Annotated in this window: 13 protein-coding genes; 6 read left to right on the forward strand and 7 right to left on the reverse strand. The window is 39.6% G+C overall.

The features are described 5' to 3' along the window. Nucleotides 1-357 precede the first annotated feature (357 nt). Nucleotides 358-1032, forward strand: a complete 675-nt coding sequence (locus OCI93_RS04665) for a type 1 glutamine amidotransferase domain-containing protein (protein WP_261625872.1) — start codon at nt 358-360, stop codon at nt 1030-1032. Nucleotides 1033-1204: 172 nt separating this feature from the next. Here the strand turns inward: OCI93_RS04665 and OCI93_RS04670 are convergent, their stop codons facing one another. The 4 genes from OCI93_RS04670 to OCI93_RS04685 form a co-directional block, all read right to left on the reverse strand. After that, nucleotides 1205-2512 (reverse strand): nuclease-related domain-containing protein, encoded by a 1308-nt coding sequence (locus tag OCI93_RS04670; RefSeq protein WP_261591389.1) that lies wholly within the window; start codon nt 2510-2512, stop codon nt 1205-1207. 45 nt (nt 2513-2557) lie between these two features. After that, on the reverse strand, nt 2558-3538 hold the full coding sequence (locus OCI93_RS04675) for a WD40 repeat domain-containing protein (RefSeq protein ID WP_261591388.1): 981 nt from the start codon (nt 3536-3538) through the stop codon (nt 2558-2560). A 15-nt stretch (nt 3539-3553) separates the two neighbouring features. Further along, entirely contained in the window at nt 3554-4540 is a 987-nt protein-coding gene (locus OCI93_RS04680; RefSeq protein WP_261625873.1) for a WD40 repeat domain-containing protein, read from the reverse strand. A gap of 414 nt (nt 4541-4954) precedes the next feature. After that, the gene (locus OCI93_RS04685) at nt 4955-5842 is read right to left on the reverse strand and encodes a LysR substrate-binding domain-containing protein (protein ID WP_261591386.1); all 888 of its coding nucleotides are present in this window, start codon (nt 5840-5842) and stop codon (nt 4955-4957) included. Between the two features lie 111 nt (nt 5843-5953). On the opposite strand from OCI93_RS04685, the gene OCI93_RS04690 reads away from it, so the two are divergent. Then, a complete protein-coding gene (locus OCI93_RS04690) occupies nt 5954-6259 on the forward strand; it encodes a hypothetical protein (RefSeq protein WP_261591385.1) in 306 nt (101 codons plus the stop codon). Nucleotides 6260-6501: 242 nt separating this feature from the next. On the opposite strand, the gene OCI93_RS04695 is transcribed toward OCI93_RS04690, so the two are convergent. Continuing rightward, nucleotides 6502-7554, reverse strand: a complete 1053-nt coding sequence (locus tag OCI93_RS04695; RefSeq protein ID WP_261591384.1) for a DUF1570 domain-containing protein — start codon at nt 7552-7554, stop codon at nt 6502-6504. A 267-nt stretch (nt 7555-7821) separates the two neighbouring features. Here OCI93_RS04695 and OCI93_RS04700 point away from each other — a divergent pair, with 267 nt between their 5' ends. After that, complete coding sequence (locus OCI93_RS04700) at nt 7822-9213, forward strand: MATE family efflux transporter (protein WP_261625874.1); 1392 nt, start codon at nt 7822-7824, stop codon at nt 9211-9213. A gap of 221 nt (nt 9214-9434) precedes the next feature. Here OCI93_RS04700 and OCI93_RS04705 read toward each other — a convergent pair whose 3' ends face one another. Then, nucleotides 9435-10415, reverse strand: a complete 981-nt coding sequence (locus OCI93_RS04705) for an LNS2 domain-containing protein (protein ID WP_261625875.1) — start codon at nt 10413-10415, stop codon at nt 9435-9437. Between the two features lie 587 nt (nt 10416-11002). On the opposite strand from OCI93_RS04705, the gene OCI93_RS04710 reads away from it, so the two are divergent. The 3 genes from OCI93_RS04710 (at nt 11003) to nudB (ending at nt 14610) form a co-directional block, all read left to right on the forward strand. Next, nucleotides 11003-11149 (forward strand): hypothetical protein, encoded by a 147-nt coding sequence (locus OCI93_RS04710; RefSeq protein ID WP_261591381.1) that lies wholly within the window; start codon nt 11003-11005, stop codon nt 11147-11149. 266 nt (nt 11150-11415) lie between these two features. Beyond that, nucleotides 11416-13656: an alkaline phosphatase family protein gene (locus OCI93_RS04715; protein WP_261625876.1), complete on the forward strand. Its 2241-nt coding sequence runs from the start codon at nt 11416-11418 to the stop codon at nt 13654-13656. Nucleotides 13657-14163: 507 nt separating this feature from the next. Beyond that, entirely contained in the window at nt 14164-14610 is a 447-nt protein-coding gene (nudB, locus tag OCI93_RS04720; protein WP_261591379.1) for a dihydroneopterin triphosphate diphosphatase, read from the forward strand. 248 nt (nt 14611-14858) lie between these two features. Here the strand turns inward: nudB and OCI93_RS04725 are convergent, their stop codons facing one another. Beyond that, a complete protein-coding gene (locus OCI93_RS04725; RefSeq protein ID WP_261591378.1) occupies nt 14859-16265 on the reverse strand; it encodes a hypothetical protein in 1407 nt (468 codons plus the stop codon). Nucleotides 16266-16269 lie beyond the last annotated feature (4 nt).

A 16269-nucleotide genomic window follows, 5' to 3' on the forward strand; every position in this document is an offset into this window, starting at 1 on the left:
CCACATCTCATACTCTAGAGATAACGTTTTAACAAGCCATAAGTTAGCCAACAAAATGAGCAATACAGCATAATGTATTATGTCAGTCGCGAATGACAAAACAGTGGAAGCATTTGGTTTAGACCAAAAAGCAGCGCGGGTTGACAGTTTATTCGACATTGAGGCGAACTCACATAGAATGATGATGCGACTTCGCCTCTTCAGGACAGCCCTTGCCTTATCTAAACTGCCAACTCACTAGGGGAAAAACAACAAAGGTCGACAAACCCTAGTTGCAAAGCTGTAAAATGATCTAAAGTTAATCTGTATCCGTAAACTTAACCTAATATTGTAGCAACGCAGATAAAGGACTTTTCAATGAAAAAAATACTAATCCCAGTCACCAACCACCCCACACTGGGCACTACTGATAAAGAAAACGGTACTTTTTCTCCTGAACTAACACATGCTTTACACATATTTTTAGAGGCAGGATATGATTACGATATTGCCTCAATAAATGGAGGTAAAGCACCACTGTATGGTACAGATATAGAAGATGATACAGTGAATAATGAAATTTTGAGTAATGAAATCTTTCAAAGTAAAGTTGATAATACCATTGCAATAACAGAGCTTGATATTAATGGTTATGATGCAATTTATTACCCAGGTGGTTTCGGTTTGCTATCCGATTTAGCAAGCAATCAGAGCTTTGCTGCTCTGAGCGCTAAGCATTATGAGAGTGGTGGTATACTAGCAGCTGTGTGTCATGGCCCTGCGGGATTATTACCTATAACATTAAGTAATGGCGATAAGTTATTAGCCAATAAATCTGTAACAGGCTTTACGCGTGAAGAAGAAATTGATTATGGCACAATTGAAGATATCCCTTTTTTATTAGAAGAGTCGCTGACTCGAAACGCGGCACGCTTTAACAAAGTGCAACCTTGGGGTGTATTTGTAGTAGAGGATGGTAGATTAATTACTGGGCAAAACCCTGCAAGTGCCCAAGCTGTGGGCGAAGCTTTAGTTAGGCAACTAAGCGAGTAAAAGTTTATAGACAAATAGCGCACATTTTTTGTCTAAATAAATTATTTAGTTCCTCACTAAAGTCACCACGTAAAGAACTTATAGCTTAAGTTCTTTACGCTACAGCACTGCTTCTGCACCATCATAAGAGCCAATCTAAACTAGGCTATACCTTTTTGTGGCACAAAAATAATTAAGGCCCTTGAGTCACAAGCTGACTAAAGCGCTCTGTGAATGATGTGTCTTTCTGGTATAACTTAATTTGTTCTTTGAGTGCCTCTAGTCGTTGCAATTCAAAATATGGCGTATCTATTTGTTTAATATAGCTTGGGGCTTGGTCATACAGGCAGACTTGGCTGGGCACTGTCGTTCTAAAAGATACGTCATTCGGAAATATAATACAGCCTTGAACATGCCCCTCAATATCTAATAAGTCTTTTAAAAAAGCCACTTTCTTATCCAAATCCACAATAGGATTATCGAAATAATAACGTTCATCGTCAACACTTTGCGTCCATAGTTCTGAATGCGTATCTTGCCAAATAGACCCGCACTGAGTTTGATATTGCACAACAAAAACACCAAATTTTGAGAGAATCAATTGATCAATATGGTGCGTTTTGCCATCACTTACAAAGTGTATTTTCCCAGCTAAATAGTAATCAGTCTTTGGTAATGATTTAGATAAAAAAGTACTTAGGAATAGTCTACTTATTTGGTTATTAAGAATTCTTCGTGTATAGGGCCAAAGCGTAACAGTTACAACCACAATACTTGTGATAAGTAAAATAAGCCAAATATAGCGGCCGATAAACAACCAAGTAGAGGCTTGTTGAGGGCTTTGCTTATACTGGTCACGACTGTTAGTGGTATTTGGTTTAACATGACTGCTGTTAGTGTCTTGAGTACTGGGGTTTATTTTTTGCTCTACACTGTGATTAGTAACAACGTGCTTTTTCGGTTCAACTTTTTTCAGTGCAGCCACATCACGCTCTTTTGACTGCTCCAAACCTTCCCAGTGTAGGTCAAATAAACGTTTTTGCTTTGATATTTCCTCTGTACAATACACGTGTTCTTGTGTCGTCTTTCGCATTTTTGTACAACGCTCTGTGGCGCGATAAAACGCTAGCCATGCTTGCTGTTTTTTTGTGCTCTCGTATGGTTCTATACCTTGCTTTAAGTCAATAGCAGCCACTTGCAAGATAGGTTTATTATCACTCTTTGCTTTATTTTTACTCACATTTTTTGATAGTGCCTGATAGCTAATATCGGGACAAAATAACCTTAAACGCTCTTCTAGTCGTTGAAATCGCCCATACGATGGAGCCCCTTTTTCACTGCTACCTGCACGTTCAAGTTGCTGTGCCTCATATAAAAAGCCCTTGCACACTTCATTCGAGAGCGTCACATTTGCTGTCGCATTAGTAGCACAAAACACAGCCACCAAAAGCAGCTGAATTTTATTATGCTGTAAAAAATGAATTAAGCTATTCAAACGCATTATTAAACCTGTCATTTGATCATTATACTAATATAAAATAAGTGGTTAAAGCTGTGTCAAAATAGACATCAGCGGCCATACTTCAATCACGCCTTCGCTGCTAAGCGTTATTAACTCGTTGTTTATGATCACCATGTCTAGCAATGTTGTTCCCATGCTATGTGAGTCTATTTGCCAGCTTACCTGCTCTTTACCTAGTGAAGTTTCCCAAACATTGAGTTCTGATTTTGGGGTTGAAGTCACCAGGTAGTTAGAATTTGGTATAAATAGTGCCTGCCTAAACCATTTAAAGCGCGAGATGTAAGTTAGCTCACTTGCAACCTCACCATTTTCAGCTAGCAACACCTGCTGAGTCTTCAGTCCATCAGCTACAAAAAGCTGTTGCTTATCTGCTGATAATGCCAAACTGCTTAACCTTGAGGTGTACTGACGTTGATATTGCGTAGTACCTGTATGCGCATCCCATGCTTTAACAGAGCCATCATGCGAGCCCGTTATGATCTTGTTCTGGTAAAACTCAATAGCCATAATGTTACTAGAATGTGGCATAAATTGTTTCATCTTTTTATTTTCATAATCAAATAACGCCACAGAACCATCGGTGAAACCAACTGCTATTTCACTGCCGTCTTTTCTCGTTGTCAATGCAGATACTCTAGCCAGTTCATCCACTGCGTAAAGATCTATGGTGCCAAGTAATTTGCCACTAAGGCTATGCCACAACTGCACGCTGTTATCACCCGCGACAATTAATAACTTCGCGCGCTCGCTTAACGATATAGCACGCACTTTCGCTGGTAATTGCTCTTCATTTAACGTCATTACAATTTGCTTATCATGAGTGCGCCATACTGCTAAGTTAGGGCCCTCAATCAATAACATCACTTGCTTAGCATCTGCCGATATTTGCCCGTCAAGTACCAACGCATCACTAAACTGATGTTTTTCAGTTGATGTGAACATAGCTGGCTCACCACACGCGACTAAAAGGCAAGTAAATAGCCCAAGTAACATTACTCTAATCATATTGGTGCCTTTTATTTAAAGCGTTAGCGCATTTAAATCCCAACGTTGAAGCATTGCATCACTATTTAACGTATAAAGTTTGCCAGTTTGTGTTGCGTGCATAGATATAATGGTTGCCCCTGAACGTTGTGTGCTAATAGTCCAAGTGCCTAACTCATCTCCCGTTTGTGTATTCCATAAACTTAGATGTGATTTAGAAGATGAAGTTGCTAGTAACTGAGTTGAGGGAATAAACAGTGACTTCCTAAAGACTTTAAAACGCGCAGAATAGTTTAGTTTTGTTACTTCATCACCACGGGTTAATGTTTTTATATGTTGAGCGTTCAAGCCATCCGATACAAAAAGGCGTGAGAAACCATGATCAACGCTTAAACTTGTGACACGATGTGCAAACTCTTTTTCAAACAAAGGCTTTGGTGAGCCAAATTGCCATAACCCTACTTTTCCGTCTTGCGCACCGGATAAAAATAACTCACCTTGATTACCAAACAACAAAAAGTCGATAGGACGAGCGTGCGGTTTAAAGCGGTTATTAAGACGGGTATTTAAGTCAGCCATATTTAACGAACCATCCGTCATCGCAACTAAGACCCGACCATTGTTAGGCGATAACGCAATGTGACTGATTGCGGCCATTGAATCAACACCATTAAATTGTACTTTATGTATGAACGCCTTACCCGACACAGACCATACGCCTAACGTATCGTAGTTAGCAATCAGTAATAATGAATTATCATTCGACAGAAGCGCATGACGAACAGGCTTGAGTAACTCACTTTCAGGCACTTGGTACTCAACTTGCTTTGATGCCGCTCGCCAAATTTTAACTTGCTCTGAGGTGGTCACCGTTAATAACAACCGACCATCGTCAGAAATTTGGCCTGTAAGTAAAGGCTCCGCTTCAAATTGATGCACCACCTCTTCAGCTAACGGAATATCTTGACCGCATCCCGATAAAAGCAATAAAAAGAAGATAGTAAATACCACATGCTTGCGCATTTTACACCCCAAATAGACTTTTCATGCAACACCTACTTTGCATGACCAAAACAGCTAAACAGATAAAGCAAGCATAGTGCCAAGCCAATTTACCTCAATAGGCACAGAGTACCCGTTATTCAACCGTGTAATCCAGTGTAATTTACACAAACCACACATTGGTAGAGTTTCACACACCACAAACTTTCATAAGCACTTTAGCATAATCTAGGTATAACCCACTACGATCATGGAGGAAAATGCAATGACAACTTCAAGTCAAGCGCGAGTCAATTACCACCTGTATCGTATAAAGTCTCAGGCTGGAATAAGAATTTTGAAATAGTAGATGCTTTGGAACCGGTTTCAAATATCGCCAATAGCACAGGCATTAAGCAAATAAACTGGTTGCGCTAATATAGATCACCATCACAATCAACATGATTGGTTAAAATGTAACTGAAGCCAATTTTTAAAAGCCATTACTTTAGTCCAAGAAAAATGACTCATGGGGCCCACTAGATAATATTGATACTCACAGAGTAACTCAAAGCCCGGCCAGATTTGTAATTGTAGGTGTGCTAACTGACTCTCAATAAGTCTGCGCCTAAGCATGCCAACCCCTTGTCCAGACAAAACGCTTTGCACCACCAGCGCCGCATTATCAATTTCTAAAAAGTCTGGCTTTTGCTCCTCTGTTACGCCAAGCTCATCAAACATTAACTGCCATGCCCGGTCTGCATCGGGGCAAACGTCCATGATTAGCCTTTGCGCTAACAGCTGAGGTTTAAGTGGCTTTGTTTTATCTAACATGTCTGATTTATAAACTAATAGCATATGATCTCCACCGAGCAGCTCACTATGCACATCCATATAATTTCCTAAACCAAAGCGTATCCCTAAATCAGCCTCTCCTTGTTCAAAATCTATCAGTTTATCACTTGGGTCAATTCGTAATTTAATATCACTATGGTGCTGTTGAAAGTCATGAATTTTGGGAAGTAACCAACAGGCAGCAAAGGACGGCAATACTGATAAGTTAAGGGTATGTGGAGAAGGATCTTGGTGCAGCGCTTTTACACCCTCTTCAAACTGGCTAAATGCTGCCAATACATAAGGTAATAACTGCTCACCTTGTCGAGTTAACGTTACCTTTCTAGTTTGGCGAATAAACAATTCACAGCTTAAATGTGCCTCTAAAGCCCTTATTTGTTGGCTAATGGCAGCCTGTGTAACAAACAATTGCTGTGATGCTAGCTTAAAACTACCTAGCTGAGCTGCGTATTTAAAATACATCAGGCTTTTTAATGGAGGTAAACTCATGACACGAACATAGTTAAGAAAAACTTAATTATAGAGCAGTTTTTATCGTTTGTCAGTGATGTCAAATAAGCCAATAATTTCCTCAAGCCAACTAGCAATAGAGAGTACATAATGAAAACGTTAATAACACTATTATTGATTATATTCACCACTGCGACGTATGCAAAACACCAACATGTTGAGCATATCAATACCAATGAAGGTTACCCATATAAAAATGTGATCCGCAAGGCAGAGCGCGTAGAGCTGCGTTATAGTGAAGTTGAAAACAACATTGAGTGCAAAGTCATAGTACTAAATAACACTCACAAACATAGCAGTACTTTGCAAACGGTAAGTCGAAAAAAATTTAATAAGTCTCCTATGGCAGCGTGTTTAACCAGAAACACCGCAAAACAAATTCTTGCAACACTATAACTTCTCTCCCCCTGATATACGCCCCTTTATGTTTATAAAAACACAAAAGGGGCAATTTTATCTTAACTACCTTAAGTTCTAGCCAACCGATTAAGCAGCATATAAACTGCTTAATATCCGTACTCGCGTTATACCCGACCTGAGGTTTTATTGTTAATAAGATGAATTTACCAGTCATTAGCAGGCCTATAATTACCTGCAATTAAAATACCACTCACTGTAAAACAAACCATGGAAACAAGTTAATTTTCAGAGGAGTTAATCGCTCTTTTTATAGCTTGTCGCCAATCATAAAATGCTTGCTCAAAAGTAGGAAACGCATTTTGTAATACCTGATAAGTGTCGTCGCTATTGAGCACATCACAGGGATTAGCCCCCTCTTTTTTTAATAGTTTTTTTAATGTGTTTGCGCCTTGAGGTTCTCCCATCATAAAGCTCAGCCACGACCAACCACTGTAATACAAGAGGTTTGTATCTATGCTCTCCCACTGAGATTCAGAAGCTAATAATGCATAGATATCATATGGTTCAGTAAGTAAGCTTTTTCCTTCAGTCTCATAGTCTAACTGTCCATTTTTAAACTCAACAGCTGAAAATAACTGTGCCATGCCTTCGTTAAGCCATCTAGGTGTTAAGCCCACTAAACGTAAATTCATTGCATGTATTGCTTCATGTACCGCCGTTTTTACAACTTGCGGATCACTCTTATACTCAACAAATGCGGAGTTACTGCCATGAAAAAATACACCTTGGCTAGTTCGTGGGTCAAAGCCATATCGCGACGTGTAATCTTCATAATCAGCCCGGCTAGATAAAATAACTAAATTCACATTCACTACCTTATTATTACTACTAGCAATCAACTGTGCGTAAATACCATGCACCGTATGCAAACGTGTAATTAAAGCATCGAACACGGATGCTTTTAAGCTCGTATAATAAATAGATAGCATGATTGTTGGCGCACCCTGAGCGCTAAATTCATGTTGTATATTTTTAAACTCTGGTCCTAACATGCCTAGCTTTTGTTTAGAGCGCGCTTGCTGACGTTTAATAAAACCATCCATATTGCAATAGCGCTCCACCCGTTGAATCGGTAACGGTGCTTGAGATTGCAGGTTTTCATTCACCTTTAATTTATTAGCAGCTTCGCTGTCATCTAGCTGCACCACTTTATGGACACTACCTTGGGCGATATCATAAAACTCCAGCTCACCATTTGCCAAAACCCATGCAAATAACAAAGCTAATACAGCAATACAATAACCTAACGTTCGAGAATTTTTTAAAGCCAATCGTTCAAATCCATTACCAACTTAATTTAACTAACTTAGCACCACCGATGGACAAAACAAACCACTTGCTACCACCTTTAAACGCTCAAATAACAGACTTAACATCACCCCCTCCAACTGTGTACCCACAATAAAAACTACTATATAGTGACAGAATTACTGCAGATAATTATTCAGACAAATCACGTCACAAAACGCAATTTGAATCATGCTTATACGTTTATATTTCGTTACGCTGTTTGTCTGAAATATCAATCAAGGACATGAATGCAAGACTTAACAAAAGGCCCTATACAAAAACATATTATCAGTATGGCGCTGCCCATCGCCATTGGCATGTTAATACAAACACTCTATTTTATTATTGACTTATACTTTGTAGGCCATATTGGCAAAACTGCATTGGCTGGCGTTAGTACCGCGGGTAATTTATTCTTTTTTGTGATGGCACTAACACAAGTGTTTAATGTGGGCTGTGCCACTTTGATTGCCCATGCCATTGGTCGCAAAGACAAACAGCATGCCAACAAAATATATAGCCATACAATGTTTTATAGTGTGCTCGCCACTTTGTTAAGCTTGGTTGTTGGTTATGGTTTTTCAGGCAATTACTTTTTAGCGACAGCCGTAGATAACGCTACTTATCAAGCGTGTATTGATTACTTTTACTGGTTTTTACCTTCCATCTCTTTGCAGTTTGTATTAACAGCCATCATGGCTTCAATGCGAGGTGCAGGATTAGTAAAACCATTTATGATGATGCAAATGTTCGCTCTGATCATAAATGCAATACTATCGCCTATTTTGATTACTGGGGTTGGTGTATTTACTCCCATGGGGGTGAGCGGTGCCGGGTTGGCCAGTTCCATTGCCGCTATTATTGCTCTGTTGCTTAGCATGTTGTATTTAAAAAATAATAAAAAGACATTGCAATTACGCGTTGCTGACATACGCTCTGATTGGCCTACCCTTAAAAACTTGCTCAGAGTTGGTGTACCCGCTGGCAGCGAATTTATGCTTACCTTCTTGTATATGGCTGTGATTTATTGGGTATTAGCTGACTTTGGCGCACATGAGCAAGCAGGGTTTGGCTTAGGCAGCCGCATTATGCAATCATTGTTTTTACCCGTACTGGCTATCGCTTTTGCAGCGCCCGCTATTGCAGGCCAAAACTATGCAGCAGGTAAGTTAAAACGTGTGTATGTCACCTATAAATTTACCATGCTAATAACCGTCACATTAATGTTATTGATCTCTATTCCTTGTATTGTAGTACCACATATCTTTTTCACAGCTTTTAGTGATGACCCACAAGTGATAAGAGCTGCAACAACTTTTTTAAGTTTTATTGGCTTTAATTTTGTGCCCGCTGGAATTGTATTTTCTGCCTCTGCCATGTTTCAAGCATTTGGCAATACTTGGCCGTCTTTACTTGGTACAAGTATCCGAATCGGTAGTTTTTGTTGTTTACTATTTTTTTATCTCAGCCAACAAGCGCTGACAATATCAACGATGTGGACAATTTCAGTGGTAACGGTATGCATTCAAGCGATATTGGTTTTTATCATGCTACAGGTAACGTTAAAACGGCGAGTCTTTAGCAAAGCCTTAAAACGAAAGTCAGATGTTCGGCTAGTCACTAACACTACTGTGTCTTAATACTAAGGGGTCTATTGCTATCAGTAATTAAACCCCATAAATCATAAATGCAATTGGGTAAGAGATCCTGACCTTCGTCAGGAAGACAACAGATATATGATTAGTTACTGCCGTCTTCCTAATTAGTCTCATAGTTAAGGCTTCTTCGTCGTTTTGAACTTATTTGAGAATTTCATCATATTAAACGTGTGGCATTTCATCAATCACAGGCTTAGCTGTCTTTATTGACAACTTGCAGCGTCAAAGTTATCAACATGCTGTGTAATATGCTCAATATAGCCATCATCCAAAATAGCCGTCGTACCATAGTGACCAGCATCTTCACCAATCGTGAAGCTATGATCATGGCCAATGCCTGCTTCAATAAAAGCTTGAGCATCGGTTTTCGCATTACCATAAGCACGAACAATATTTAGCCCTTGTGCTCTAAAGCGGTTAATTTGATCAACTTTATACTCGGCTGTTTTGAACAAACTGGTTTCATTACTCAAAGAGGTTCTAAGTATACCCTCGGGTAAGCCCATCCAATCAAGCCAGCTGCGTGTGCCCTTTGCGTACCAATACACCCGAGCGGTTAAATAAAGTGGCTGATAGCCTAAATCTATATAGCGGCGAACTAAGCTATATGCGCCATCACGCGCATCAGCTCTATCAATGCCTGCATAATCACCGATTGCCTCTTCATCAGAAAGTGTTAATGTACCATCGATATCAAATAAAACTGCGGGTGTATTGGGGTCAATAACAGTTACAAAACCTTCTGTGCCACTGCCATCTGCTGGTACCCCTGCATATACTCTATATTGCCCCGCGGGTAATTCTGGAATAGTCACAAATGCTTTACCATCGCTATTAGTGACTTGCTCTGATAAAAACTGCCATTGGTTATCTTGTTGACCGCGAATATAAAAACGCACTGTTTCATACTCTAAGTCTTTGTGTGCAATTGCACCGTAATCAAACTTGGCAGTAAGCGTGGTGCTACTACCCTGAGCAACCACTACATCATGGATCATATGAAAACTAGGCAGCCATGTTATAAAGCGGTTAAGCCCATTTCTGTAACCATTATTAGGTAAATTCGGTTTTGTGTAATTAATTTCCATCCATGTTGAGTCTGCACACTGGGGTAATGCTTTGGCGCAACAAGCAGTTATTGCCACTAGCATGGCGAATGATTTTACTAAGCACGAGGTTTTCATTTTAATCTCTATGAATTTATTGGAGTAAATACACTATAGAATTAAAGTTAAACTTTTATTAATAAAAAATGAAAAACCAGCAATTCATACTAGTGTTATATACTCAATAACAAAAATGGTTGAGAGAACAGGAAGATTAGCGCACTAACATCTTATACCAATTGCCATAATTAAGTGCTCTACTGTGAGAAAATGAAACCTTGTCGATAGCACCGCTCTAGCGTCCTGCTACCGCCAAAGTACCTACATCCATATAGGCAAGACGGAAATTTTGCTATTTAGTTGTTCTAAATCAGAAATTTTCAACGCAACTAGCGGCAGGTTTAGTTCCTCAAAATGATTAAGTATTATGGCCCATCGGTATAATTTCTTTAAATAAAGTGGTACTGAACGCGATCCAGCACCACCAAGTTTTGGGAGAAAGCTATTGTTGCGAGATCTTTATCCACTTTAAGTAATTGTTATAAATATGGCTAACTTCCATGGTCGAGTCACCACTGCTAATACCATGGCACGCAAAACAATTCTCACGCTATATTTGCGGATTGGAGCCTGTTACGTCGCTAAAAGTTTGGGTTTAAGTTGCCATGGTCATATTTGCTACTGCCAAAGAGCCACGTAATGACTCATTGGCACTTTTACCGACAATGTTGCTAGATTCATCTTTGCCATTAACAAACGCGAAAGGACTATTTTTGCCTTCAGGTGGGTTGCGAACAGGTGAAGCAAACTAATTTGCTTGCAGGTTACTCACCTCATGTGAGTATGCATACACACTTAAAGATGTTGATAGTAATGCGCACTGTTTTACCCATATGGGTCGTTTGAACGGTAACGGCAACATAATATTATCCTTGTTACATTAAACACCATTTTACTATAGTGTGCTATTGACGATTTGCTCAATTACAGCACGTTACACCAGCCTTGTCCTTATGAGCAGCTGCACATATATTGAACATAATTCAGCCCACTCACTTTCGTTTAGCAAGGAAATCTCATGGCTACACAACATAATATTGAACACATTGTACTTCTAATGCTAGAAAACCGCTCATTGGATAATTTACTTGGCTGGTTGTACGAACACGATGTACCCAATGTTAACATTCCACCATTAAAATCAGGTGAACGCGCTTATGAAGGATTACAAGACATAGATTTGAGGCAACTCACTAATTATGCTGGCAAGTTAAGTCAAGCACCTATTCATGGCGCTTCAGGCTTAACGGTGCCCAGTAATTCTCCAGGAGAAGACTATGACAACGTACAAAAGCAGCTATTTTATATCAACAAGCCAGAAACTGAAGATAGCGAAACTGATAAAGATGGCGACCTTGCTAACTATGTAACTATGGGTGGCTACTTTGCTGCCTATATAAAGAAACTTAGTGGCGATGAAGAACACCCTTCCCCTTTAACAGAGCAAGATATCACGTTTTTTGCTCCGCATATCATGCAAACCTACAGTGCTCACCAGCTACCTGTACTCAACGGGTTAGCGCGCCATTACGCAGTGTGCGATCATTGGTTTTCATCAGTACCTTCACAAACCAACCCCAATCGTGCATTTTCTCTTACTGGCACCTCTCAAGGGTTAGTTGATAATGGTTATCTTGAAACTAATCCAAATGCGGAGGCGATTGAAAACCATCTTGGAATGGGAGTTGGAGACGACCGTTTTTTACATAAAACCATTTTCAATGCACTGGAAGAGAGTAACGAAAGCTGGATGGTATTTTGGGAAACCAGCATGCTCCCTGAAAAAATCTCAACAATCCTCAACGTGTTATCCTCTAATACAGTTGATTGGATTCAACAAGAAATTGATTCCATTATCAAAGGTGTTGAGTTTATCTCAACGAATTTTGATTTAACATTTGACAGCGAAACAACCAAACGATTAGAAGAAATTAAGGAATTATTGCCTAAGATTGTTCCCACTAAAGACTACTTAGGCGAGCTCTGCTCCGGTGAGCTTGACTCATGTTACACCTATCGGTTGTTTCCTGCACTACATGAGGGCATTGACAACCTTGACAGCCACTTTGACAAAATAGAAAAATTTCATTCTATGGCTCGTGATGGTAGCTTACCCAAGTTTAGTTACCTTGAGCCCTACTGGACTATTTCTACAAGTGCCGTAAATAGAGGTATGGAAGCACTATTTACCGAAATGGGCAATGACTACCACCCTCCTGGTAACGTAAACGTCGGTGAAAACTATGTACAATCCGTGTATGAAAGCCTAATCTCTAATCAACAAGCTTGGCAAAAAACATTATTAATTGTTACTTTTGACGAACCTGTTGGTGCTTATGATCATGTACCACCTGGCCCAGCAACACCACCTTGGGGTGATGGTCAGCCTGATTTTGAGCCAACAAAAGGGTTTGATGGCAAGCCAAAGGCATTGCTACAACATGGTTTTGAATTTAACCGTTTTGGTGGCCGGGTTCCAACCTTATTAATTTCACCGCAAATTGCCCCAGGTACGGTATTTCGCTCAAAAACTAACACTCCGTTTGACCACACCTCAGTGATTAAGACCGTACTGACGATGCTTGGCCAAGAAGATAAAATTAGTGAGTTTGGTGAGCGTGTCAAAAATGCCCCCACTTTTGAACACTTGCTTGACTCAACCAATCTGCGTACTGATGCTCACGCAGTGAGCTTTTTAAACCATACAAACTCAGTAGGTCAGCCACTCAAATATTACGACCGTTTCTATTTGAAAAATCAAAATGGAGATTACATTTGTCAAAGCTCTGAAGCGTTAAAACACAGCGCTTTAACGCTCCCAGGTTGGTTGAAGCATATTGGCGCAGATCTTGGTTTAACTGCATATTTCCCCACAGTGAACAGGCAAGATAAGCGGGTGGTGTTTTATGCACAAAAAAGTGATGATCGCCCTTGTCAAGGCTCAATTAAGCAGGGAGATGTGATCAAAATCATCTCTACTGAGACGCAGCAAAGCACTCATGTTGTACTAGGTGCATGGAGCGATTCTTTCGATTGCTATTACTTTAACGACTATTTACATGGCGACAACAACACCCGCCAAGAGTGGCGTGTAGAGAGTACGAATGAAAACGAGTCCATCAAGTTTGGTGGGCAAATTAAACTAGAAAATAAATGGTTTAGTGGAAAGTTCCTCGCTCATGATGACCGTTTATTGCAGGGCAAATGGTTAAGCACCGCCCACAACGGCGATACTTGGACTGTGGAGCAATTAGGGTGATATTTTAAAGATAACGATAGGTGTGATTAACACACCTTTTTAACTGATGTAAAAGTCGTTTAAAGCGCTCATCCGTGAGCATTTGGATTTGCAATAACTCTGCTAACAAACAATCTATTGCTAACACCCAAACTAAATGACAAATGTGGATAAAAAATGGACATGCAAAAAATAAAGCAAATTCAAAAGGTTGATCAACACATTAGGCGACTATTGTGATAAGAACAAGGCGTATAAGTTAAAAAATATTAAATAATGTGTTTACAATAAATAAACATACCTATATCATTGGTTACGCATTTAAAGCATTATCTCCTTAGCAAAGTTGATATAGCTATAACCAATAAGGATGTTGGTGGTGTTTTATCTTCCTTAAGCACACTGTTTAGGTGTTGTTATTATAGCAGGTCCAGTTTTGGGCCTGCTTTTTTTAGGTCCATGTTTTTTACATCTCACTAGTGATATCATCAAAGCAATACGAACCGACTCATAGTTAACATCTGCTCTATGCAATTAAGAAAACCTATTTCCGTGTTAGTAATTATCTATAATTATGCGCACCAATTTTTATTGATAAAACGTACTGACGATGCCAACTTTTGGCAATCAGTAACCGGTGGTGTAGAACAAAACGAATCATTACTAGAAACCGCTTATAGAGAGCTAAAAGAAGAAACAGGAATAGATGCACACGCTTTAGGTATTAAAATTAAAGATCATAAAAGTATCAATCAATATGAAATACGTCCATGCTGGCGTCATCGATATATAGAAGGTGCCAATATGAACACCGAACATGTCTTTAGTATTTGTGTGCCAAATGATATCAAGATCACTCTCAACCCTCATGAACACACTCACTATGAGTGGCTAACACAAAAAGCAGCAGTGCTTAGAGCTTGGTCTCCTAGTAACCAAAAAGAAATACGCTCAATAAAAAGTAATAGCCAATAAAGAATAAATGGTAGCCTTGGTGCTTTTTGCTTCACTAATTAATGCATTACCACTTTATCAGTATCAGTAAGCGTCCAGCGAACCAGGCTTTAGTTATCGTTTTAAAGCACAATGATGTCGTGATAGGATAACAATACACAGAGGAACACCATTGACTCAGTAAGCCAGATATTCTGGTATACACTTTAACGTCGAAGTGTTGATTTAATACTCATTTTTGTACTGGTTGTACTAAAAAGTAGTATTATTTACTCTATGACGGAATCTACCACAAATACTTGGGTCTCTTCTGCTCCTTTGTGAGAGTTAATGATACCACTGCTGTTATCTGATGACATTAGACGTATCCAAGCTCGACTCAACTTGTCTCCAAAACAGAAGGTTCCCCAGATAAAGTTAAATCGACCAATACCATTGTCACCGCTTTGTGCGATATATTCATTCGACTGATAGTATTGCTGAATAACCCACGCGTTGTCTGATTTTGTCTGTTGTAGGGCGCTTAACCACTCTTCTTTACTCACTTTGCAGCCAATGAATAAATCGCGCCCCTGCATGCCTTTTGCGTGCTTAAGCACAAACTGATCTTGAAGCTCCGTTGCCAACTCATACAAGTTCCATGTTTTACCCTCATACTCAACTTCTTTCAACGAAATTTCTCGTGTCCAAGGCAGGTGGGCATGAATGATGCTCCGCTCTCGCTCTGTGAATAAGTCATCATTGTCAGCGTGGGTAGACAATAACGCTAAACACCTTTTATCCCCGTAAATAAAGCTCAATAGGTTGTCTATAAAATAAACTTTGCATGACATATATGCTCTAAGTAGTTCCTTTGGTACTCTTTCATCTAACGGGTTGAGTATACCTATCACCCGAGTGTCACCGTACCAAACCTTTCTTTCTCGCATTGTCAGCGCTTCAAAGGAGTCCAAAATAAGCGACCCCTCTAATCCATGTTCCATCAGCACTCGCTGATATAAGCCTTGAAAATATTCTTTCATTCCATCACGACGATACTCCATGGTAGAACTGACAAAAATATTTAACTCACATTCTTGACTAAGCGTTTGTTGCTTTAACTTAGTGACAGCATGATTTAACCAGTCATAAACCACATTAACAACCTTCGCCTGATAGTTGTTTTCCATCAAAAAAGTTTTAACTTCATCACTTTCTAGGTAACTTTTAGTAATGATTTCTAACTGCCAACCACCAATGTTACTACTTACATTCTGCTCCAGACACATAAACCCCTGTGCGGTGTTGATAAAATCTCCTCGAGCTATCACGCTTTCATTACGCCATTTATGGCTCATCAACATATTAACTAGGAGCCTGTCCTGCACGCCAAAATAGTCGCACACGGCTTCACTGTTATTCGCAAAGAATAACTCGGGAACCCGAGTTAATAACTGCGGCAACACCGTTACTGCATCTTGAATCTTGGCCATATACTGTGAACTGATAAATAATGGCCAAGACTGAATCGCATGCTTGTAGTTTTGGATCATACCAGGTAGGTTGCTCTGTACTCGGTAGTCCTGCTTCTTATGTAACGACTCATTTTCTATTGCGTATCTTACAAATGCCTCCGACGCTTCTCCCAAAGGGCGGTAGGATTGTTCAATTATTTTTTTAAAATTAATTTCTTCCATAATT

It is taken from the genome of Pseudoalteromonas holothuriae, from assembly GCF_945859825.1.
Taxonomy (GTDB): Bacteria; Pseudomonadota; Gammaproteobacteria; order Enterobacterales; family Alteromonadaceae; genus Pseudoalteromonas; species Pseudoalteromonas holothuriae.

What these genes read in the sequence shown, in the direction of transcription:
- OCI93_RS04670 (WP_261591389.1), bottom strand. Translation starts at nt 2,512, where the DNA reads ATGCGTTTGAATAGCTTAATTCATTTTTTACAGCATAATAAAATTCAG.
- OCI93_RS04715 (WP_261625876.1), top strand. Translation starts at nt 11,416, where the DNA reads ATGGCTACACAACATAATATTGAACACATTGTACTTCTAATGCTAGAA.
- OCI93_RS04700 (WP_261625874.1), top strand. Translation starts at nt 7,822, where the DNA reads ATGCAAGACTTAACAAAAGGCCCTATACAAAAACATATTATCAGTATG.
- OCI93_RS04680 (WP_261625873.1), bottom strand. Translation starts at nt 4,540, where the DNA reads ATGCGCAAGCATGTGGTATTTACTATCTTCTTTTTATTGCTTTTATCG.
- OCI93_RS04705 (WP_261625875.1), bottom strand. Translation starts at nt 10,415, where the DNA reads ATGAAAACCTCGTGCTTAGTAAAATCATTCGCCATGCTAGTGGCAATA.
- OCI93_RS04725 (WP_261591378.1), bottom strand. Translation starts at nt 16,265, where the DNA reads ATGGAAGAAATTAATTTTAAAAAAATAATTGAACAATCCTACCGCCCT.
- OCI93_RS04710 (WP_261591381.1), top strand. Translation starts at nt 11,003, where the DNA reads ATGGTCATATTTGCTACTGCCAAAGAGCCACGTAATGACTCATTGGCA.
- OCI93_RS04685 (WP_261591386.1), bottom strand. Translation starts at nt 5,842, where the DNA reads ATGAGTTTACCTCCATTAAAAAGCCTGATGTATTTTAAATACGCAGCT.
- nudB (WP_261591379.1), top strand. Translation starts at nt 14,164, where the DNA reads ATGCAATTAAGAAAACCTATTTCCGTGTTAGTAATTATCTATAATTAT.
- OCI93_RS04690 (WP_261591385.1), top strand. Translation starts at nt 5,954, where the DNA reads ATGAAAACGTTAATAACACTATTATTGATTATATTCACCACTGCGACG.
- OCI93_RS04665 (WP_261625872.1), top strand. Translation starts at nt 358, where the DNA reads ATGAAAAAAATACTAATCCCAGTCACCAACCACCCCACACTGGGCACT.
- OCI93_RS04675 (WP_261591388.1), bottom strand. Translation starts at nt 3,538, where the DNA reads ATGATTAGAGTAATGTTACTTGGGCTATTTACTTGCCTTTTAGTCGCG.